Below are 20255 nucleotides of genomic sequence, written 5' to 3' on the forward strand. Positions count from 1 at the left end.
TAAGTTTATATAAAAATTAATTAATGGGAAGAATAATAGGATTGCGGAAAAAGCATTAAAAATACTTCCCGATTTCGTTCGTTTTATAAAAAAGGATTAGGTGAAGAAGAATCTTCCTTTTTCAGCATCAAAAACAATGTGTTCGTCTTTGAATAAAGTATTGAAACTACCTTTCATAATAAGGTTGCAAGGTTGGTCCTGAATAACTGTTTCCGGAGTCATAATAATCATTTCATCACTCAATTGAATAGCCATGTCAATATCATGCGTAGAAAAAAGAATGCATTTTTGGGTATCCTGAGTGAGTTTCTTTAAAAGTTTAAAAAGGGCTGCCTTATGTAATAAATCTAAATGGGTAGTGGGTTCATCAAGGATAATTAAGGGCGTATCTTGTGCCAAAGCACGTGCTACTAATACTTTTTGCAATTGACCGTCACTAATTTCGTAATGCTTTTTAGCGGCTAAATGACTAATTTGAGTCAGTTCCATTGCTTCATTAACTTTGGTGATGTCAATGGGAGTCAATGTCCCCATCCAGTTGGTATAAGGCTGTCTTCCTAAAGCAATAAGTTCAAAAACAGTCAGATTACTGGGCGGTAATTTTTCGGTTAAGACCACACTTAGATTTTGTGCTAAGGTCAAAGCATCCAGTTCATGAATGTTTGTCCCATTAAGCAAAACAGTTCCAGAAATTGGTTTTTGAATCCCAATTATTGTTCGTAAAAGAGTTGATTTCCCTATTCCGTTGGCCCCGATTAAGGAGATAAGTTTTCCTTTTTCTAAAGATAAATCAATGTCCGAAGAAACAATTGTTCTTTCCTTTTTATGAGAATAACCAATGCTGATTTTTGCCTGTAAGATGATTTTATTTTCCATTATCCCATCATTTTTCGTTTACGAACCAATAACCAAATCACGATTGGAGCACCAAATATAGAAGTTATAGCATTGATAGGCAAAGTAATTTCCATGCCCGGCATTTGTGAAATAGCATCACAAATCAGCATTATTGCAGCTCCTAAAACTAATGTACTCCAATACAAGACAGTATGGTCACTGGTTTTGAATATCAATTTTGCTATATGAGGAACAGCTAAACCAACAAAGGCAATCGGGCCTGCAAAAGCGGTAATGCTACCGGCTAAAATGCTTGTTGCCAAAATGATAATCAGGCGTGCTTTTTTGAAATTCAAACCCAAACTACTGGCATAGTTTTCGCCCAAAAGTAAAGCATTCAACGGTTTGATACTGAAAACACTTAAAAGCAAACCAATTCCGACGCAAACGGATAAAATCAAGATCGATGTCCAAGACAAATTTCCAAGGTTTCCCAAAGACCAAAAAGTGAATTTCTGTAATTGCTCCGCCGAGCTAAAATAGGTGAGTACGCCCACAATCGCACTAGTAAAACTGCCAAACATCAAACCCACAATTAGGATCGCCACCGTATCACGTAAACGTTGTGATATTAATAAAACCAATAACAAAACCGCAGCACTTCCTATTGTTGATGCCAAAACCACTCCATAGGAAGACAACAAAAGCGTACTTAAAAAGGGAGGTAACAAACTAGCGCTCAAAATGACAAAAGCAACTCCCAAACTAGCTCCTGAACTTAGGCCTAAAACATCAGGTCCTGCCAATGGATTTCGGAATAAAGTCTGCATTAATAAACCGCTTATAGATAACCCCATTCCCACTAAAACTGCAGTAATAGCTTTGGGTAAACGGTAGTTAATAATTATGTATTCCCATGTAGATTTACTGGCTTGACCCCCCGTTAAACTGGTATAAACATCTTTGAAAGGTATTCTGATAGAGCCGAGACTGATATTTATAAAAAACAAGACAATCAGCCCCAAACCGAGTAGGAAAAACAGAATCGTATTTCGTTTTTGATTCGCCAATTTAATTTAATTTTTGCGCAAAAGTAAACGTATAATCGGGAAGTAAGTCGGGATGAAAGATTTTTATATAATCTTTCAAAACTAAATCAGGTCGGCTTGGTGCTAACTCATAATAAATAGTACCTCCAGTTGCCCCTAATTTACTTTCAAAAGTATAGACGTTTTTCTTCTTATAGGCATCAAACTGGCTGTAGTGCGGATTGCTATTCCCTAATTCGGATATCGTTTTAAACGAACCGGAAGCAATCCAAACATTTGCATTTTTGGCCTTATCCAGTATTTTTTCAAAAGAGAGTCCAAGACTACCGGTTCCTGAAACATCCGACCAAAGATAATTGGCTTTTGCATCTTTCATAAATTGTGCAACCCAGCTATTTCCTTTAGCAACAAACCATTGCTCCTGATACATGGAGCCATACAACACAGTTGATTCCGGTTTTTTATTTACAACTAATTCTACAGCTTCATTATAGTTTTTCACAATGTCATCAAAAAGTACTTTGGCTTCTTTTTCTTTACCATATAAGGCCCCAAACAGTTTTAGCCATTCGGCTTTTCCAAGAGGAGATTGCTCCATCCAGTCTCCTTGAAGCATCACTTTTAACCCACTTTTTTGTAAGTTTTCAATCATTGGATTGTTATTGTCTACGCCAAAAGTAACGATAAGTTCAGGAGCTAATTCTATAAGTTGTTCCATGTTTAACTTTTCGTTCTGCCCTACGTTTTTTACAGAACCCGCATCAATCAATTTTCTGGTTTTCTCTGATGAAACATAATCGGTATGCGGAAAACCCACTAATGATTTTTCCACACCTAACATTTCCAGGAAGGGAATATTAGTAGTTGAGGTAACTACGATTGATTGCAACGGCACTTGGACTGCGGTATATTTTTGTAAACTATCAGGAACGATAGCGTTTTTTTCTTTTAAGATGTAAGTGAAATTTTTGTTGGCGTCCGGCCAAGGATTAATCACTTTTACAATTGAATATCCTTCATATTTAAAAATTGATAGGCCTGAAGCGTATTCAATTGTGTTTTTTGAATCAATCTTTTGTTGCGGTTCTTTTTTTTCATTTTTTTGGCATCCTATAAAAGATAAAAAGAGGACTCCCAAAAGCATTTTAACAATGGAAAATTTCATATTTTAATTTTTCTATTGTGGCAAAGGTAAATCAAATTATAAAAATTCTTGTTTATTTTTAATAGTAAAAAATTCAACAAACTGTATCTTTACCAAATGAATGTTATAAAAGTCAAAAATTGTTCAAATTGCTCCACAGCCTTTAATTGTGGCGATACTTTGGAAGGAAGTAAATGCTGGTGTAATGATTTTCCGCCTATTTTTGCACCTTCTGATGCTATCGATTGTTTTTGTCCAACTTGTTTTAAAAATGCATGTTCCGCTAAAATTGAAGAATATGTTTCGACAATAACTCCTGAAACAGCAACCGAAAACAGAGCTAAAGATTTACCGCAATCATCCAATCTAGTAGAAGGAATTGATTATTATTTAGAGAATGGTAACTATGTTTTTAAGGCTTGGTTTCATCTCAAAAGAGGTTTTTGTTGTACCAATGGCTGTCGTCATTGTCCCTATAAATAAGTTCACCGAATACTAGATATTTATAATAATTAACACTTAATAATTACAATGATATATTTGATTACAGGAGGAGAGCGCTCCGGAAAAAGTAGTTATGCTCAAGAGCTGGCCATGGAACTTTCGGCCACCCCAATGTATGTGGCAACAGCCAGAAAATGGGATGGTGATTTCCAAAAGCGTATTGATCGTCACCAGCAAGAACGGGATCAACGTTGGATAAATGTTGAAAAAGAAAAGCATTTGAGTGAGATCGATTTTTCGGGGAAAGTGGCAGTGGTTGATTGTGTGACGCTTTGGTTGACTAATTTTTTTGTGGATACTAAAAATGATGTTCCCCTGTGTTTGGAACAGGCCAAAACCGAATTTGAAAAAATGGCCAGTCAGGAAAACATCACAATCCTAATAATTACAAACGAAATAGGAATGGGGGTACATGCGGAAACTCATATTGGTCGAAAATTTACCGAATTGCAAGGTTGGATGAATCAATATTTGGCTAAAAAAGCAGATCAGGTTATCTTGATGGTTTCCGGAATTCCAGTAAAAATAAAAGGATAAATGATACATTTTGTAAGTTCGTGGAGTGGAGGGAAAGACAGTTGTTATGCCATGATGAAAGCAATTCAGCAAGGTTTTATTCCAAAAGTATTGCTGAATATGATGAATGAAAACGGAAAGATATCGCGTTCTCATGGCTTGCCATTGATTATTTTGAATCAACAGGCCCAAAAAATGCAATTGCCATTGGAAGCAGTTTCTGCGACTTGGGGTGATTATGAAGAAAGGTTTATCAGTACTTTAAAAACACTTAAAACCCAGTTCTATTTAGATGCTGCAGTTTTTGGAGATATTGATTTGCAACAGCATAAAGATTGGGAAGATAAAGTGTGTGAAGCAGCTTCCATAAAAGCAATTTTACCTTTATGGCAACAAGACCGAATCGTTTTGGTGAATGAGATGATTGAAAATGGTATCGAAACTATGATTGTTTCCTGTAATACACAAATGGGCGAAGGCTATCTGGGGAAAATTTTGACCAAAGAACTGGCTCAGGAATTATTGGATAAAGGCATTGATCCCTGTGGCGAAAACGGCGAATTTCATACGTTAGTTATCAATTGCCCTTTGTTTTCAGAAGCCATTAAATTGCCGAAGTTTAGCACCAAAATCTATAACGATTATTGTTTTATTATTTGGGAAGAATAACCCAAGAAACAAAGCCTTTCAGAATGAAAAATTTAGATGAAATTATAAAATCGCGCCGAGACACACGACATTTTACAAAAGATGAAGTGCCCGAAGTTGTTATTCAGAAGGCATTGCAGGCCGGACATTTTGCACCATCTGTGGGGTTGACTGATGCTACAAGATACTATCTTATTAAATCGGATGAAATAAAGAAAGCGGTTAAAGAACTGTTTTTGGATTATGATAAAAAAGCAGCAAATCAAACGGATAATGATGAACAAAAATCGCAATACCAAACCTTAAAGCTTGAGGCTATTGAGGAAGCTCCGCTTGGATTGGTGATTTGTTACGACCGTTCGGTTTTGAATAATTTTACTATTGGAACTGTGGGAAGCAATGAGGCGATTAAGTTCAGTGCAGTATGTGCCGCACAAAACATTTGGCTTTCGTTGACAGAACAAGGGTATTCAATGGGCTGGGTTTCTATTTTGAATTATTATCAGTTTAAGGAGTTATTGGGACTGGATGAAAATATAGAACCCTTAGGCTATTTTTGCGTGGGTAAACCTGCCACCAATTATGAGAATCAGCCAATGCTCCAACAATTAAATTGGAAACAAAAAATGGAGAATCCTTTTGTGGAAGAAATTAAAATAATTCATCAAAAAAGGAAAGATTCTTCCATAGAAATGCCTGTTGAAGCTGAAAAATTAAGCAGCTTGTCTGAGGCATTGCAATGCAAAATTGACGATAAAACCAAACCGACAGGATCGCTCGGAGTTTTGGAAAATTTGGCTAAACAGATTGGAGAGGTTTTTCAGACTTTAGAACCCAAAATAAAGGAACCAACGATAGTCGTTTTTGCCGCAGATCATGGTATTGCCGCTCATGGAGTAAGCGCTTATCCACAAGATGTTACCAGACAAATGGTTACTAATTTTCTTGAGGGAGGCGCAGCGATAAATGTATTTTGTAAACAAAATAATATCAAATTAGCAATTGTAGATGCGGGAGTAAATTATGATTTCCCTACGAATACGAATTTGATTGCCGCAAAAGTCGGAAAAGGAACCCAGTCATTTTTACAGGGTTCAGCGATGAGTATATCCGAATTGCAGGAATGCTTTGCCAAAGGCGGGGAGATTGTAAATACAATAGCAAGGACAGGAAGTAATTGCATCGGTTTTGGAGAAATGGGGATTGGGAATACTTCAACGGCTTCGGTTTTAATGAGTGTTCTTACCGGAATTCCGATAGAAGAATGCATCGGAAAAGGAACCGGAGTAACAGATGAAAAATTATTGCAAAAGCACAGTTTACTCAAAAAAGCCATTGATGATTATAAAGGTTCAAATGAATTAGATGCAAAGTTGGCTCATTTTGGAGGATTTGAAATCATGCAAATGGCTTCGGCAATGCTTTCGGCTTTTCAAAATGACATGCTTATTCTTGTTGATGGATTCATCTGTACAGTCGCATTTCTGACCGCTTATAAAAAAGATCCACGAGTTATCAAAAATGCCATTTTTTGCCATTGTTCTGCAGAACAGGCTCATTTGAAATTGCTGGATTATTTGAATGCAAAAGCATTATTGCAGCTTAATCTGCGTTTGGGAGAGGGAACCGGTTGTGCAATTGCTTTTCCGATCATTGAATCAGCAGTTGCATTTTTGAACGAGATGGCCAGTTTTGAATCCGCAGGTATTAGCGGTCAGTAGAAACGCACTGCAGAGATGCACGGCAGTGCGTCTCTACACAATAAATAAATTCAATTTTAAAAATGAAAAAAGAACTACATATATTTTTTACCGCACTGATGTTTTATACCCGCATTCCATGTCCCAAAAACATAGATCACAATCCTGATTATTTGAATAAGGCCTCCCGTTATTTTCCCTTGGTGGGTTGGATAGTTGGTGTAATTAGCTTTTCGGTTTATTGCCTGTCTTCTTTTTTCTTTACTCCAGAAATAGCGATTGTTCTTTCTATGATTGCTGGAATTCTTACTACAGGAGCTTTCCACGAAGATGGTTTTGCGGATGTTTGTGATGGTTTTGGTGGAGGCTGGACAAAAGAAAAAATCTTGATGATCATGAAAGATAGTGCTATTGGAGCTTATGGCGCCATTGGTTTAGCAGTACTGTTTTTACTTAAGTTTCAGGGTTTGGTTCAATTAATTGATGATTCCTGCAATCATAAATTTGCAATTTACAATTCACAATTTGTAATTTTATTGCTGTTTGTTGCAGCACATTCTGTTAGTCGTTTGGCAGCGGTTTCGATTGTTTTTACTCACAATTATTCACGTGAAGATGCATCGAGCAAGAGCAAACCGATTGCGCAGAGTTACACTTGGCGCGAAGTGTTGGGAGCTTTCTTTTTTGGATTAGTGCCTCTTTTTATTTTGTCTTTTTTTCAATGGCAACTTCTGTTTGCTTTAGTTCCTGTTTTTTTAACTCGATTTTTTCTCGCTCGCTATTTCCAAAAATGGATTGACGGGTACACGGGAGATTGTCTTGGAGCTACCCAACAGGTTTGTGAAGTTGTTTTTTATTTATCAATTATTGCTTTATGGAAGTTTATTTAGTTCGCCATACCGAAACGGTTTGTGAGAAAGGTGTTTGTTACGGACAATCAGACGTTGCATTATTAGAACCCTATTGGGAACAATTTGATGTTATAAAATCGCAAATTCCACATGAAGCCACAGTATATTCCAGTCCGTTGATACGTTGTGTAGAATTGGCCCGTTACGTATCTGAAACATCAATTATTACTGATTCCCGTTTGATGGAAATGGATTTTGGTGATTGGGAAATGACGAATTGGGACTTGATTCCTTCAGATGATTTCACGCCTTGGATGAATGATTTTGTAAACGTCCGTGTTCCAAATGGGGAAGCTTTTACAGACGTATTTGATCGGGTAGTTGATTTTTTGGAAAATGAACTGGAAAGAAATACCTCGAAACCTATTGTTATTGTGGCTCATGCCGGCGTAATACGAAGCATCTTGTGTAAGATATCAGAGTTACCATTAAAGGATGCCTTTCAAAATAAAGTCGATTTTGGTTCGGTTTTGAAAATAGAGTTGTAATTTTAAATGTATTTATAAGTATTTGATTAATAGTTGTTTGTTTTAATTTATGTCTAAATTCATATTTAAATTTGATTTTTAGCTGAATTAAGTTTTATCTTTGCCGCCGTATTAAGGTTGCTGTTTAGTTTTTTTAAATCAGCATTAAAAGGGAATTAGGTTCAAAACCTAAGCTGTTCCCGCAACTGTAAGCTACAAAGCTTGTTGTTATCTACAAGACCACTGAGTTAACTGAATTTATTTCAATTTCTTGGGAAGGTGAACAACAAGACGCAAGCCAGGAGACCTGCCTTTTACTTAACAAATATCGACCTTTCGGGTAAAAAGGTTCTGAAATTATGACTTTAAAAAAACTAATAGTGTTTTGCCTGCTATGCTTGTGCCAATTGATTTCGGCACAGAATGACTCTATCACAAAGTTGAAAGAAGTTATTATTTCTGATTATAATCTCAAAAAGTTTTCTTCTTCGCAATCAGTTTCAACACTCAATGATTCCATTATCAACAAAAACGAAGCATTGCTTACGGATTTGTTAAACTTCAATTCGGTTATTTATTTCAAAGAATACGGTCGTGGAATGCTCTCAACAGTTTCCTTTAGAGGAACAACAGCTTCGCAAACGGCAGTAATCTGGAACGGAATCAATATCAATTCACAGATGAATGGGAGTACTGATTTTAATACAATTTCAGGATCAGATTACAATTCGATAAGCATAAAAGCAGGAGGAGGAAGTGTTATTTATGGGAGTGGTGCTATTGGGGGAACTGTTCATTTGAATAATGATTTAGCATTTTATAATAGATTTGAGAATAGTTTAAAACTTGATTATGGAAGCTTCAACACAATTGGAGTAAATTATAAAATGAATGTTTCGAATGAGAAATGGAGTACCCAAATAGGTTTCTCTAAAAACAGTTCTACTAACGATTATAAATATCCAAACAATTATAATTGGAAAGGAGAACAACGTTGGAATCAGAACGGACAGTACGATTTGATGAATTTGAATGCTAATTTTGGATACAAATGGAATAAAAACAGCAGTCTCAAATTATACAGCCAAACCTCAAACACAGATCGAAATACTTCTTTGATTTCGGAATCTGAAACAAAATCAAAATACATTAATAGCTTTAGCCGTAATTTGATTGAATACAATGGCGATTTTAAGCAGTTCACGACTAATTTTAAAACAGCATACGTTTTCGAAAATTACCAGTATTTTGCAGATATTGACCGTGATTATTACAGTTACGGTAAGACGGAAAGCTTAATCACAAAATTCGATTTGGGATACCAACTTTTTAAATCGACACTCATTAATGGTGTGTTAGATTATAACAGAACCAATGGATATGGAACAAGTTTTGGCAGTCATGTCCGTGAAATTAGTTCAGCTTCCTTGTTGGTCAAACAACAAATTAATAAAGAATGGCAAAATGAATTTGGTATCCGTAAAGAATTCACAGATAATTATAAGCCGCCAGTCTTATTTTCAGTAGGTTCTTCCTATTCGTTTAGTGATTTGTATGATTTGAAATTTAATTTTTCACGTAATTTCAGAATTCCAACCTACAATGATTTGTATTGGGAGGAAGGAGGAAATCAAAATTTGAAACCTGAAAGTTCCTATCAGGCGGAAATTGGAAATGTCTTTTCTTTCAAAAAAATAACCCTTTCCCAAACTATTTATTACATCAAGATCAAAGATTTGTTGCGATGGGTTCCTGGGAATAATGGTATTTGGGCGCCCCAAAATACGGATAAGGTGTATACTTATGGTGCTGAAACTTTACTAAGTTGGAAAACCAATTTTGGAAAAAACTATGTAAGTGCAGACGCCACTTATGCGTATACGGTTTCAAAAAATGAAGAAACTAATAAACAACTGTTTTTTGTACCGTATAATAAAGTTACAGGATCTTTAGCATATTCCTATGCCAGATTATCAGCTAATTATCAGTTCTTGTATAACGGATTTGTATACACAAGATCAGATAATGACCCAAATGAAATCATAGACGACTATACTGTTTCGAACATTGGAATCGATTATGATTTTAAGTTTTTTGACTCTTTTAAACTGGGTTTTCAAATTCTAAACGTCTTTGAGGAGGAGTATCAAAGTTTAGAAGACAGACCTATGCCCGGTCGAAATTTTAATATGTATCTAACCCTTAAATTTTAATATAATGAAGTTTAGTAAATTGTTTTTAATGGCGCTTAGCGTTTCTTTATTTGTTTCATGTTCTGATGATGATGACTCTAATGCTCCTAAAGGATTGTATGATAATGGTGCCTTTATTTTGAATGAAGGTGGTTCAGGTCAGGGATCTGTTTCTTTTGTCGGGAATGATTTAAGCAGTTTTACGCAAGATGTATATGGTACGGTAAACGGGTCAGACCTATTTGGTAAATATGCACAATCCATATTTTTTAATGGTGACAATGCATACATCATAGCCGGAGGTTCTAATACTATAAATGTTGTAAACAGATATACTTTTAAATTAATTGCTAAAATTGACTCCGGACTTAAAAATCCAAGATACGGTGTAGTAAGAGATGGGAAAGCATATGTTACCAATGCGAATACTTATTCGTATGCTAATCCAGAAACCGGCGATACAGACGATTATATTGCTGTAATTAATTTGGCCACAAATACTGTTGATTCAAAAATTGAATTGAACGCGACGGCCAATCGAATTGTACTTGAAAACAATAAATTATATATTACAGAACCGTACAGTAGCGATAAATTATTGGTGGTGAATCCAAGTACAAATGCTCTTGAAACTCCTGTAAATATCGGGGGTAGTGCAGATACGATGGAAGTTAAAGACGGTGTTTTATATGTGCTAAGAAGCCCTTATGGAGAAAGAAGTGAAATTGTAAAGGTGAAATTGGCAGATAAAACGATCAGTAAAGTTACTTTTCCTGAAGCATTAGATGGAGCTGCTAACTTAGATATTTATGATAACAGAATTTTTTACACGGTCGAAACAGCTGTTTATGCTATGAATATTACAGCAAATGAGGCTTCAACAACTTCAATTATAAATTATTCCTCTGATTCTGCCTATGGGAAAATGTATGGATTTGCTGTAAACGATAACCATATTTTTATAGCTGACGGAGGTGATTTCACTGCCAATAGTAAAGCATATATTTATTCTATTACTGGAACTTTGCAAAAAGAACTAACCGTTGGTGTAGGCCCAAATGGCTTTTATTTTAACAATTAGTTTTTGTTTTTTTTTTACTAAAAGAGGCTTTCATCACTGAAAGCCTCTTTTTATTTTTATCAAATTTTGTCTAGGTTAGACAATACAATTTTTATTTTAATGCTTTCAAAAGACCTTCCGGTGCTTTCTCAATGTACATTTGATTTTGCAATCCTTTTATAGATTTAGCATCTTTGAAATAGTCAAAATCTTTGCCTTTAGTTTGTTTGAGCATTTTTGCAGTTCCGGTAATTTTACCAATAGCGGTACTTAATAATGGTTCTGTTGTGCTACCAAGAACTCCGAATGTAGTTACGGTTTCTTTTAGTTCATAATTAGGGATTAATCCGTTGAAGTAATCGCCAAAACCGTCTGAGTTGACTATTTTTAATACAATAGGTTGCATCGCGTATCTGTGGTTTGGATTTCTTCCTTCGGCACCAAAAGTAGGGGAGTCATATAGCGTAACCGATCCTACATTTTTTCCAGTAGTTACATCACCAATTTGTACAACATTTATGTGTGGTTTTAATCCGTTGATAACTAGTTCACTTGCAGATGCTGAGCTTTTTGTAGTTAGAATATAAACGGTAGTCATATTCAAACTGTTTATAGCTACGCTTCCCATTTTGTCCGTGAAATTGTTTAATAGAGATTCTGGACTTTCGGCTTCAAAGTAAGCATTGATTTTTTCATTCCATTGTTGTTTTGCAAAAACTTCTCCTGTAAATTGTCCTGTTATCATACTCGCCAATCGGGTAGCGGTAAGAACAGAACCTCCACTATTGTAGCGTAAATCTAAAACTAGATCAGTAACTCCTTGTGCTTTTAAGGAACCAAATGCATTATTTAAATCTGTATCATAATTGGCATAAAACCCATTATACATTAAATAGCCTATTTTATGGGAACCTGATTCAATTACTTTATTTATGTAAATAGGATTTTCGGATAATACCGTTTTTGTAAGTGCCACCGATTTTCCGTTAGCAACAATTGTAGTACCATTGTATTCCGCTAAATTTAAGGTATAGCTTTCGGCTGCTAATAACAAAGTCTGGTAATTACTGATGGTGAGTTGCGTGCCGTTTACAGCAGTAAATAAATCACCTCGTTTAATGTCTTTAGTGGAAGCATCTGAATTAGGGAGAATATAGCGTACATAACCAAATATTTCTGTAGTACTTCCAGGTTTATAACTTAAACCAAAATCAACCCCATCATTTTTTGTTGTACCTTGCAGGGATTGCTCTAATTCTAAATAATCATCTACAATCCAACTGAATCGGTCTATAGAACTATCTACTCTTAAAGCATCAAATAAATCTTCCGGAACAGGATATCCTTGTAAAAAAGTGTTCAATTGGGCCTGGCTTGCAAATCGGTCATCAGATAAGTTAGGAACGTCTGATTGCCATAAATAGTATTGGTTCAGACCTTTCCAGATAAAATCCTGAATGTCTAAGTTAACAGGTGCGGCAACGTCATCGTTATCTTGACAAGATTGAAACGCAAAACTGGCTAAAAATAATAAGAGCAAAAACTTTATTGTTGTCTTCATGTTTAAGGTTTGATATGTATTATCAACGTAAAAATACTAACTTTAGTTTTATTTCCTATTTTTTGTAACAAAATTAAATAGGAATCGTCTTGATTGTGTAACCGAATTATTAAAAACTATTTATGAACCAAAATGATTTTGTGCAGCTAGTTACTCCCTTTCGGGACAAAGTCTTTCGGCTGGCAAAGAGGCTGCTGATCAGTACAGAAGAGGCAGAAGATGCGACACAAGAAGTTTTGGTGAAATTGTGGAATAAAAATGAAGGTTTAAAGGGATATGGAAATGTAGAAGCTTTTGCAATGACCATCACCAAAAATTATTGTTTGGATCAGTTGAAATCCAAAAGAGCAAGTAATCTTTCTATTGTTGATAAAAATTTTACGGATAGAGAACCAAGTTTACAACAAAAAGTAGAAGATAATGACAGTTTAAACTGGGTTGAAAAGATAATAGACCAATTACCGGAACAACAGCGATTAATCATTCAGATGCGGGATATAGAACAATACGAATTTGATGAAATCGCTAAGGTATTAGGAATGAATGAAACTGCCATTCGAGTGGCGCTTTCAAGAGCAAGAAAAATGATACGGGAAAGCATGACAAAAACACATAATTATGGAATACAATAAAATAGAAATACTATTAGAAAAATACTTTCAGGGAGAAACGAGTATAGCTGAAGAAAAAGAGTTGACGAATTATTTTTCTTCATCCGATGTTGCGCAGCATCTGGAACAATACAAACCATTATTTGGTTATTTCTCTTTAGCAAAAGGACAAAAGGGCACGCAAGAAATTCCACAATTCCCGACAACCCGGGCCAAAAAACGTAGTTTCGTGTGGTTATCTGTTGCAGCTTCTGTAGTTGTTTTGCTTGGAATAGGTACCTATGTTTACATAAACAGTACTGTCACTAATGAAGAACAAAAACTAGGGAGTTATGATGATCCTCAAGTCGCTTTAAGGGAAACCCAAAAAGCATTAGCGATGTTGTCCAGTAATGTAAATAAAGGCATTGGAAGTGTGCAGCTTATTCAAGAATACGATAATTCAAAAGAAAAAATTTTTAATCAATAAATCGAAAAACAAAATGAAATCAACGAATCATACAAACAAAGAAAATAGAAAAATGAGCTTTAAAAAGTTAATTGTTACAGCAGTACTGATTTTAGTGTCAAGCCCATTTTTTGCTCAAGGCGCTTTCGATAAATTTGACGGTCAGGACGATGTTACCTCAATCGTAGTCAATAAGAAAATGTTTGAGTTAATGAGTAAAGTAAAAGTAGACGCTTCTGATAAAGAAACGCAGCAATATATGAATCTGATAAAAAAATTGGATAATCTGAAAGTCTTTACAACCAAAAGTACCCGAGTAGAAGGGGAAATGAAAGTCGCAGCAGACAAATACATCAAGACAGCAGGATTAGAAGAATTGATGCGTATCAATGAAAACGGAAGAAATATAAAAATCCTGGTAAAATCAGGGGCCAAAGATTCTCAGGTAAGAGAGTTACTGATGTTTATCGAAGGCGGTAAAAATGAAGACACCGTTTTAATGTCATTAACAGGGAATTTTGATTTGAACGAAATTTCCATTCTTACGGATAAAATGAGATTTCCGGGAGGAGACGATTTGAAAAAAGCAACAAAAGGCAAAAAGTAATATGAAAACTATTTGTAATATCGCGATCCTGCTTTGCCTGTTTTTAGCAAGCTGTAATTCTGAGCCTACTTTGCAAAAGTATTTTGTGGAGAATACCGAAAACAAGGATTTTATTGCCATGGATGTTTCTTCTTCAATTTTGAATTTGAACGAAGCAAAATTATCGGTAGCGCAAAAAGAAGCATTACAATCATTTGAAAAAATGAATATTTTGGCTTTCAAACTCAATGAAACAAACAAAGCGCAGTTTGAAGCAGAACGTGCCAAAGTTAATTTGCTTTTAAAGGATGAAAAATACCAGCAGCTGATGAAATTTGGTTCGGGAAAAGAAGGCGCTTCGGTTAGTTTTGTTGGTTCAGACGAGCATATTGAAGAGTTTGTGCTTTTTGCCAATAAAAAAGAAAATGGATTTGCCGTGGTTCGCATCTTGGGAAAAGACATGAATCCCACACACATTATGAACATGATAAGTGTGTTGCAACAATCGAATATCGATTTGGAACAACTTAAACCTTTGCAGCAATTAATTAAAAAGTAAGTTAATTATTAAGTAAAAAAGCGTCTTGAAAATGATCAAGGCGCTTTTTTTATGGATTTAAAGTTTTCAAAATAAGGATTTAATTTGGGCGTGACCCTCCCGAAAAAGGTCGGGTCGGGCTATTCGTTCCCGCTTTTTTTGGTTCGGCAGAAAAAGCCTGCCCAAAAAAGAGCTCCACTACTATCCCTCACGCAAACCCAATGCTTCAAGCCCTGTTTTAAACGATATCATAATCACTCAATGGTAAGTTGTGGTAGCGTTTGCCGGTAAGTTTGAAGATAGCATTTACAATAGCCGGAGCAATTACAGGGACTCCAGGTTCCCCAACACCCGTTGGAACTTCGGTGCTTTCTACAATTTCAACATGAACTTTTGGAATCTCATTCATGCGAATCATTTGGTAATCACTATAGCTATTTTGCTCAATAACACCATTTTTAGCAGTGATTTTTCCGTAATAAGCTAGTGACATTCCAAAAATAGCGGCACCTTCCATTTGTGCTTTTACAGTATCCCTGTTGATTACTGTTCCACAATCGATGACGGTATAAACATTGTGTACTTTTACTTTGTTATTTATCATGGAAACTTCAACAACAGAAGCCACATAAGAATAAAAACTATATTGTACAGCTATGCCGTACGCATGACCATTGGGCAAAGGTTTGTCCCAATTCGCATTTTTGGCTGCTAGTTTCAATACATTTTTGAGTCTGGCCGTATTGTATTTTATGGGGTCTTTAGTATCCTCGATTCTATCGGGACCAATTAGATTCAAGCGGAATTCCAATGGATCCTTATTGGCGGCATGAGCCAATTCATCGGCAAATACATTCACCGAAAATCCGTGCGGAATATTGATCACCGACCTCATCCAGCCAATTCGGACATGAGCCGGAGCCTGTCCTACTTCAACTCTTAAATTTTTTATATCCAAAGGGACATCTGAAGCGCTTGACACTTCCCAATCTTGTGCGTAATCTGTTCCCGGAACAAAAGTAGACATGATAGAAGGTAAGGCAAAGCGGTGTAGCCAGCCCGTAACATTCCCTTGCGCATCCAGTGATGCCTTCATGTATTGCGCGCTTACGGTATGGTAGTAACCATGTTTGATATCGTCTTCACGTGTCCAGGCTACTTGAACCGGCGCATTGATTGCTTTTGAAACCATGACTGCCTCTACGATGTAGTCCGGTTTAGATTTTCTACCAAAAGCGCCACCCAAAAATGTAATATTAATAGTTACTTTCTCTTTCGTGGTTCCTAAATAGGCAGTTACTTCGTCTCTGGCAGTTTGAGGATCTTGAGTAGGTGCCCAAACTTCGCAACTGTCACCTTGAACCCAAGCCACAGCATTAGGGACTTCCATGGGAGCGTGTGCCAGATGAGGAAGTTGAAAGGTGCTTTCTACAGTTTTGGTTGCTGTATCAAAAGCTTTATTTACATCTCCAATTTCTTTTCCTATTTTTCCCGGTTTAAGCACATTTTCGGTAATTTGTTTCATGTATTCCTCCGAATTGTACATTTCGTTTTTACCGTAATTCCATTCTATCTCTAAGGCTTTCTTTCCTTGGAAGGCGGCCCAAGTGTTGGTTGCAATAACAGCGATGCCTCCAAGTGCCCCAAATGGTTTTTCGATTCGGGGAATTTCAATCACCGCTTCTACACCACGAATTTTCATGGCGGCAGTTTTGTTGAAAGATTTAACAGTTCCAAATGTCACGGGACAACGTGCTATTGCTACGAATTTCATATTAGGAATTCTTTTGTCCAGTCCGAAGATGGCACCTCCGTTTGCATAATCAGCAACATCGATGCTTTTTAGGTTCTTACCGATGTATTTAAAATCTTTCGGGTTTTTAAAGGTAATATTGGTTGGGACTTCGAGTTTTTTGGCTGTTTCAACTAAATCACCAAATCCAATTTTTTTACCACTGGTGTGAATGATGAAATGGTTTTGTGCGATGCATTCTGATTCAGGAACCTGCCAAGTTTTTGCGGCAGCGCTAATCAACATTGCTTTGGCCATGGCACCCATTTTTCGCATGGTTTCATACAAATAAAGGATACTTCTGGAACCATCGGTGTTTTGGTCTCCGTATTTGGCATCTCCAACAGCTTGTTTAACCGAAACTCTATTCCAGTCCGCCTCCATTTCATCTGCAATAACAGAGGTTAGAGAGGTTCTGACCCCATTTCCCATTTCAGAGCGGGAAGCAATTAAAATCAGACTCCCGTCAGCATTTAACTGGATAAATAAATTGGGGTTAAATTCAACGAAAGCCACGGATTGTTTTTCGTTAGAGAATAATGAAGTATTACAGGCTAAGATTAATCCACCTGAGGCTAAACCTATGTTTTTGACAAAACTTCTACGGCTTATATTTTGGATATCACTCATTATTTGTTTTGTTTTTTAAGTTCAACAGTATGATGGATGGCACTTTTAATGCGTTGGTAAGTTCCGCATCGGCATATATTTCCGCTCATTGCTTCGTCAATATCAGTATCTGTCGGACTCTCATTCGTATTGAGTAGGGAAGTAGCGGTTATTAATTGGCCCGGCTGACAATAACCACATTGTGGCACATTAAATTCTTCCCATGATTTTTGCAACAATTGTAAGTTTTCTGACGTACCCTCAATGGTGATGATGTTTTTTCCTATAGCTTCGGTAACTGGAGTCAAACAGGAATAAGCAGCGGAATTGTCAATCAATACTTTACACGCACCACAAGAGCCTATCCCACATCCGAATTTGGTTCCGGTAAGTCCAATAATATCTCTAATAGCCCAAAGTAGTGGCATTTCCGGATCAACATCTATCTTGTATTTTTTTCCATTAATTCGAAGTGTAGCCATATTGTTTTCAATTTTTTGTTAAGGAGAGACAAGTTAATACTTTTTTTAATTTCTCGGTCTATTTATTTTTGATGAAGATTTTTAGTGTAAAGTTCGGCTTGAATTTCTATTTACAGTAGTTTAAGGTCAAATAAAAAAGCGCCAGAATATCACTATTCTGACGCTTTGTTTAAGATTGGATTGAAAGAAACCGAGTTATTTACAAAACGTTTTTCTGTTTTGAAAAGCGCTTGAACTACCTAATTCTATTGCTTTGGTGAAATCTGAACATGCTTTTTTCTTATCATTGATATGTACGTAAGAAAGAGCTCTCAGGTTGTAGGAAATATGATCTTTCGAATTTACGCTTATGGCCATATCACAATCTTTAATAGTTTTATTGTAATCTTTTAATTTATAGTCGATGTTTGCTATGGTGGTATAGGCATCGGTCAGAAGAGAGTTTAATTTAAGAGTCATATTGGCATCATTTAAAGCACCGGTCAGATTGTTGACTTTTATTCTTTCTACGGCTCTGTTTAAATAGGCTTCCGCAAATTTCGGGTTTAATTTGATGGCTTTGGTGTAATCGGTAATGGCAGCTTCAGTATGTCCCTTTTCTGCTTTTAGAATGGCTTGGTCAAAATATTCACTTGCAGTTTTTTGTGTCCATCCTTTTAGAGAAAGGGTTAATAATACAATAAATAATACTTTTTTCATGTAGGTTATTTTATAGGGTTAATTTGGTTAAATGGTTTAACGGATGAAATTGTAGATTATTGTAAATAATAATTTTTGGTTGTTTCTTAGCGGCGGAAGAGATGTGTTATTTTATTCGAATTTATTAAACACAAGTAGCTGGTAAATAATTGAAAACGTTTTCGTTTGCTTTTATCATGGGGACCTCATAATTTTTTTTCTTTTTTTTCTATTCTTTCATTACTTTTGCCGCAAATGAGAGTAGTTGTATTTTTCTTGTACATGTGTTTCCATCTGCTTGGCGGAGGGAGTTATCTTCATGCAGCGACGCATCAGAGTCGCATTTGCATCTCATCGAGTAGCTATCTTGCGAAAAATCATCAAATAAAATTTAAAATTGCAGATCAGGGTAACACCATAATTGAAGATGTTGACTTAGATCTGGATGAGGAATACCACTGTGGTGATGATGTAAGTGACAGGACTCCGGCTAAATTCTTTAGCGAAAACGGTAGCTTGTTGAATAGGTGGTATTTACCTATCTCCCAAAGATTTCATTTAAATTATTACCGCAAGCGTTATAAAATCTTCTCGTCCTTTTTTGGATATTCTAATCCTATTTACATTACTCAAAGAGTTTTAAGGCTTTGATACCTCCTATACATCGGTTACCTAAGTTGTGATCCTGTATATCTTGTGGATGTATATTCTCTATCTTCTTAACTAAATGACAGTCTAGGTCTCAACCTGGCGACTGATGATTTTTTACGTCTAAAGGAATTTTCATATTCCAAGCATTCCAATTGTTTAATTTCCATTTTATACCATGAAAAGAATAATCATGTTCACGGGCTTGATTGCCTTGTTGTGCCTAACAAGCTGTACAACTAAAACAGAAGAAAAAGAAGATGCCGGTAAATTTACCGTTACCAATCCTGTAAAAATTGATACATCGTTTACCAAGCAATATGTTTCTCAAATCCGTTCCGTAAGAAACATTGAAATCCGAGCGCAGGAAAAAGGATTTCTGCAAAATATCTATGTCGATGAAGGTCAGTTTGTAAAAGCCGGTCAAGTGCTGTTTAGAATCATGCCAAAAATGTATGAGGCTGAATTACTGAAAGCGAAAGCTGAAGAAAAAGCAGCTGAAATAGAACTGCAAAATGCTAAAACTTTGGCAGATAAAAATATAGTTTCGAAAAATGAACAAGCCATAGCTCAGGCTAAATTAGAACAGGCAAGAGCCGAAGTGGCTTTAGCGAAACTTCATTTATCATTTACCGAGATCAGGGCTCCTTTTGATGGTACCATTGACCGCATTCCAGAAAAACTGGGAAGTCTTATCGATGAAGGTGAATTATTGACCAGTCTTTCAGATAACAGTAAAATGTTTGCATATTTTAATGTTTCAGAACCAGAATACCTGGAGTATCAAACCAATAAAAATGGCAGAGGCAGTAGTGCCGTAAGTTTACTTTTAGCCAATGGTGAACCATTAAAATACAAAGGGAAAGTAGAAGTTATCGAAAGTGAATTTGATAACGAGACAGGAAATATTGCTTTTAGAGCAAGTTTTCCAAACTCTGATAAATTATTGAAAAATGGCGAAACAGGTAAGATATTGATGATTGTCCCTGTTAGAAACGCTTTAATTATTCCGCAAAAAGCTACTTATGAAATACAAGACAAAAAATTTGTATTTGTAGTAGATCAAAAAAATGTAATTAAATCAAGAGAGATTACTATAAAAGGCGAAATGCCCGATTTATACGTAGTAAATACAGGAATAACTGCTGATGATAAAATATTGCTGGATGGTATTCAAAAAGCTAATGATAATGATAAAATTAAATATGATTATCTAAATCCTAAAGAAGTATTATCACACTTGAGATTAAAAGCAGAGTAGTCATTTGAATCAT

At 35.9% G+C, this 20255-nt stretch carries 21 protein-coding genes and 1 riboswitch; of the genes, 14 read left to right on the forward strand and 7 right to left on the reverse strand.

Annotation, left to right across the window (positions count from 1 at the left end; all coding sequences use genetic code 11):
* Positions 1-96: 96 nt before the first annotated feature.
* From ABEB23_RS01990 to ABEB23_RS02000, 3 genes are read right to left on the reverse strand one after another with little or no spacing between them, the layout of a single operon-like run.
* Positions 97-876 (reverse strand): ABC transporter ATP-binding protein, encoded by a 780-nt coding sequence (locus ABEB23_RS01990; protein ID WP_348810699.1) that lies wholly within the window; start codon positions 874-876, stop codon positions 97-99.
* The gene (locus ABEB23_RS01995) at positions 876-1907 is read right to left on the reverse strand and encodes an iron chelate uptake ABC transporter family permease subunit (protein WP_348810700.1); all 1032 of its coding nucleotides are present in this window, start codon (positions 1905-1907) and stop codon (positions 876-878) included. Before ABEB23_RS01995 ends, ABEB23_RS01990 begins: the two co-directional genes overlap by 1 nt.
* Position 1908: 1 nt before the next feature.
* Complete coding sequence (locus ABEB23_RS02000) at positions 1909-3051, reverse strand: ABC transporter substrate-binding protein (RefSeq protein WP_348810701.1); 1143 nt, start codon at positions 3049-3051, stop codon at positions 1909-1911.
* 96 nt (positions 3052-3147) lie between these two features.
* On the opposite strand from ABEB23_RS02000, the gene ABEB23_RS02005 reads away from it, so the two are divergent.
* From ABEB23_RS02005 to ABEB23_RS02040, 8 genes are all read left to right on the forward strand, one after another.
* Positions 3148-3513 carry a C1orf53 family protein gene (locus ABEB23_RS02005; protein WP_348810702.1) on the forward strand — a complete coding sequence of 122 codons (366 nt, stop codon included), beginning with the start codon at positions 3148-3150 and terminating at the stop codon, positions 3511-3513.
* A 48-nt stretch (positions 3514-3561) separates the two neighbouring features.
* Positions 3562-4071, forward strand: a complete 510-nt coding sequence (gene cobU, locus ABEB23_RS02010; RefSeq protein ID WP_348810703.1) for a bifunctional adenosylcobinamide kinase/adenosylcobinamide-phosphate guanylyltransferase — start codon at positions 3562-3564, stop codon at positions 4069-4071.
* On the forward strand, positions 4072-4719 hold the full coding sequence (locus ABEB23_RS02015; protein ID WP_348810704.1) for a Dph6-related ATP pyrophosphatase: 648 nt from the start codon (positions 4072-4074) through the stop codon (positions 4717-4719). It abuts the gene before it with no gap.
* A 23-nt stretch (positions 4720-4742) separates the two neighbouring features.
* Positions 4743-6419, forward strand: coding sequence for a nicotinate-nucleotide--dimethylbenzimidazole phosphoribosyltransferase (gene cobT, locus ABEB23_RS02020; RefSeq protein WP_348810705.1), 1677 nt, complete (start codon positions 4743-4745; stop codon positions 6417-6419).
* A 62-nt stretch (positions 6420-6481) separates the two neighbouring features.
* Positions 6482-7288, forward strand: a complete 807-nt coding sequence (locus ABEB23_RS02025) for an adenosylcobinamide-GDP ribazoletransferase (protein ID WP_348810706.1) — start codon at positions 6482-6484, stop codon at positions 7286-7288.
* Positions 7273-7797, forward strand: coding sequence for an alpha-ribazole phosphatase (cobC, locus tag ABEB23_RS02030; protein ID WP_348810707.1), 525 nt, complete (start codon positions 7273-7275; stop codon positions 7795-7797). Before ABEB23_RS02025 ends, cobC begins: the two co-directional genes overlap by 16 nt.
* A gap of 97 nt (positions 7798-7894) precedes the next feature.
* A riboswitch (cobalamin riboswitch) is annotated at positions 7895-8105 on the forward strand.
* Between the two features lie 30 nt (positions 8106-8135).
* Positions 8136-9989, forward strand: a complete 1854-nt coding sequence (locus ABEB23_RS02035) for a TonB-dependent receptor plug domain-containing protein (protein WP_348810708.1) — start codon at positions 8136-8138, stop codon at positions 9987-9989.
* Between the two features lie 4 nt (positions 9990-9993).
* A complete protein-coding gene (locus tag ABEB23_RS02040) occupies positions 9994-11049 on the forward strand; it encodes a YncE family protein (RefSeq protein WP_348810709.1) in 1056 nt (351 codons plus the stop codon).
* Positions 11050-11140: 91 nt separating this feature from the next.
* Here ABEB23_RS02040 and ABEB23_RS02045 read toward each other — a convergent pair whose 3' ends face one another.
* Positions 11141-12589, reverse strand: a complete 1449-nt coding sequence (locus ABEB23_RS02045) for a GFO_1087 family putative carboxy terminal peptidase (protein ID WP_348810710.1) — start codon at positions 12587-12589, stop codon at positions 11141-11143.
* A gap of 122 nt (positions 12590-12711) precedes the next feature.
* On the opposite strand from ABEB23_RS02045, the gene ABEB23_RS02050 reads away from it, so the two are divergent.
* The 4 genes from ABEB23_RS02050 to ABEB23_RS02065 are packed head-to-tail and all read left to right on the forward strand — an operon-like array spanning position 12712 to position 14793.
* The gene (locus tag ABEB23_RS02050; RefSeq protein WP_348810711.1) at positions 12712-13221 is read left to right on the forward strand and encodes a GFO_1088 family ECF-type sigma factor; all 510 of its coding nucleotides are present in this window, start codon (positions 12712-12714) and stop codon (positions 13219-13221) included.
* On the forward strand, positions 13208-13669 hold the full coding sequence (locus tag ABEB23_RS02055; protein WP_348810712.1) for a PG0215 family putative anti-sigma factor: 462 nt from the start codon (positions 13208-13210) through the stop codon (positions 13667-13669). Before ABEB23_RS02050 ends, ABEB23_RS02055 begins: the two co-directional genes overlap by 14 nt.
* A gap of 13 nt (positions 13670-13682) precedes the next feature.
* Complete coding sequence (locus ABEB23_RS02060; protein ID WP_438861663.1) at positions 13683-14255, forward strand: GFO_1090 family protein; 573 nt, start codon at positions 13683-13685, stop codon at positions 14253-14255.
* 1 nt (position 14256) lies between these two features.
* On the forward strand, positions 14257-14793 hold the full coding sequence (locus tag ABEB23_RS02065; RefSeq protein ID WP_348810713.1) for a GFO_1091 family lipoprotein: 537 nt from the start codon (positions 14257-14259) through the stop codon (positions 14791-14793).
* Positions 14794-15010: 217 nt separating this feature from the next.
* Here the strand turns inward: ABEB23_RS02065 and ABEB23_RS02070 are convergent, their stop codons facing one another.
* From ABEB23_RS02070 to ABEB23_RS02080, 3 genes are all read right to left on the reverse strand, one after another.
* Positions 15011-17194, reverse strand: coding sequence for a xanthine dehydrogenase family protein molybdopterin-binding subunit (locus ABEB23_RS02070; RefSeq protein WP_348810714.1), 2184 nt, complete (start codon positions 17192-17194; stop codon positions 15011-15013).
* Entirely contained in the window at positions 17194-17655 is a 462-nt protein-coding gene (locus ABEB23_RS02075; RefSeq protein ID WP_348810715.1) for a (2Fe-2S)-binding protein, read from the reverse strand. Before ABEB23_RS02075 ends, ABEB23_RS02070 begins: the two co-directional genes overlap by 1 nt.
* Positions 17656-17850: 195 nt before the next feature.
* On the reverse strand, positions 17851-18354 hold the full coding sequence (locus tag ABEB23_RS02080; RefSeq protein ID WP_348810716.1) for a tetratricopeptide repeat protein: 504 nt from the start codon (positions 18352-18354) through the stop codon (positions 17851-17853).
* A 261-nt stretch (positions 18355-18615) separates the two neighbouring features.
* Here ABEB23_RS02080 and ABEB23_RS02085 point away from each other — a divergent pair, with 261 nt between their 5' ends.
* Both ABEB23_RS02085 and ABEB23_RS02090 read left to right on the forward strand, forming a co-directional pair.
* Positions 18616-18984, forward strand: a complete 369-nt coding sequence (locus tag ABEB23_RS02085; protein ID WP_348810717.1) for a hypothetical protein — start codon at positions 18616-18618, stop codon at positions 18982-18984.
* Positions 18985-19159: 175 nt separating this feature from the next.
* On the forward strand, positions 19160-20242 hold the full coding sequence (locus ABEB23_RS02090; protein ID WP_348810718.1) for an efflux RND transporter periplasmic adaptor subunit: 1083 nt from the start codon (positions 19160-19162) through the stop codon (positions 20240-20242).
* Positions 20243-20255: the final 13 nt, after the last annotated feature.

This window comes from Flavobacterium maritimum (genome assembly GCF_040049085.1).
Taxonomy (GTDB): domain Bacteria; phylum Bacteroidota; class Bacteroidia; order Flavobacteriales; family Flavobacteriaceae; genus Flavobacterium; species Flavobacterium maritimum.

Bases quoted from the DNA above. Each gene is read 5' to 3' on its own strand.
- ABEB23_RS02040 (WP_348810709.1), top strand. From the start codon at position 9,994: ATGAAGTTTAGTAAATTGTTTTTAATGGCGCTTAGCGTTTCTTTATTT.
- ABEB23_RS02085 (WP_348810717.1), top strand. From the start codon at position 18,616: ATGTGTTTCCATCTGCTTGGCGGAGGGAGTTATCTTCATGCAGCGACG.
- ABEB23_RS02035 (WP_348810708.1), top strand. From the start codon at position 8,136: ATGACTTTAAAAAAACTAATAGTGTTTTGCCTGCTATGCTTGTGCCAA.
- cobT (WP_348810705.1), top strand. From the start codon at position 4,743: ATGAAAAATTTAGATGAAATTATAAAATCGCGCCGAGACACACGACAT.
- cobC (WP_348810707.1), top strand. From the start codon at position 7,273: ATGGAAGTTTATTTAGTTCGCCATACCGAAACGGTTTGTGAGAAAGGT.
- ABEB23_RS02070 (WP_348810714.1), bottom strand. From the start codon at position 17,194: ATGAGTGATATCCAAAATATAAGCCGTAGAAGTTTTGTCAAAAACATA.
- ABEB23_RS02090 (WP_348810718.1), top strand. From the start codon at position 19,160: ATGAAAAGAATAATCATGTTCACGGGCTTGATTGCCTTGTTGTGCCTA.
- ABEB23_RS02055 (WP_348810712.1), top strand. From the start codon at position 13,208: ATGGAATACAATAAAATAGAAATACTATTAGAAAAATACTTTCAGGGA.
- ABEB23_RS02015 (WP_348810704.1), top strand. From the start codon at position 4,072: ATGATACATTTTGTAAGTTCGTGGAGTGGAGGGAAAGACAGTTGTTAT.
- ABEB23_RS02045 (WP_348810710.1), bottom strand. From the start codon at position 12,589: ATGAAGACAACAATAAAGTTTTTGCTCTTATTATTTTTAGCCAGTTTT.
- ABEB23_RS02060 (WP_438861663.1), top strand. From the start codon at position 13,683: ATGAAATCAACGAATCATACAAACAAAGAAAATAGAAAAATGAGCTTT.
- ABEB23_RS02075 (WP_348810715.1), bottom strand. From the start codon at position 17,655: ATGGCTACACTTCGAATTAATGGAAAAAAATACAAGATAGATGTTGAT.
- ABEB23_RS02065 (WP_348810713.1), top strand. From the start codon at position 14,257: ATGAAAACTATTTGTAATATCGCGATCCTGCTTTGCCTGTTTTTAGCA.
- ABEB23_RS01990 (WP_348810699.1), bottom strand. From the start codon at position 876: ATGGAAAATAAAATCATCTTACAGGCAAAAATCAGCATTGGTTATTCT.
- ABEB23_RS02025 (WP_348810706.1), top strand. From the start codon at position 6,482: ATGAAAAAAGAACTACATATATTTTTTACCGCACTGATGTTTTATACC.
- ABEB23_RS02080 (WP_348810716.1), bottom strand. From the start codon at position 18,354: ATGAAAAAAGTATTATTTATTGTATTATTAACCCTTTCTCTAAAAGGA.
- cobU (WP_348810703.1), top strand. From the start codon at position 3,562: ATGATATATTTGATTACAGGAGGAGAGCGCTCCGGAAAAAGTAGTTAT.
- ABEB23_RS02005 (WP_348810702.1), top strand. From the start codon at position 3,148: ATGAATGTTATAAAAGTCAAAAATTGTTCAAATTGCTCCACAGCCTTT.
- ABEB23_RS02050 (WP_348810711.1), top strand. From the start codon at position 12,712: ATGAACCAAAATGATTTTGTGCAGCTAGTTACTCCCTTTCGGGACAAA.
- ABEB23_RS02000 (WP_348810701.1), bottom strand. From the start codon at position 3,051: ATGAAATTTTCCATTGTTAAAATGCTTTTGGGAGTCCTCTTTTTATCT.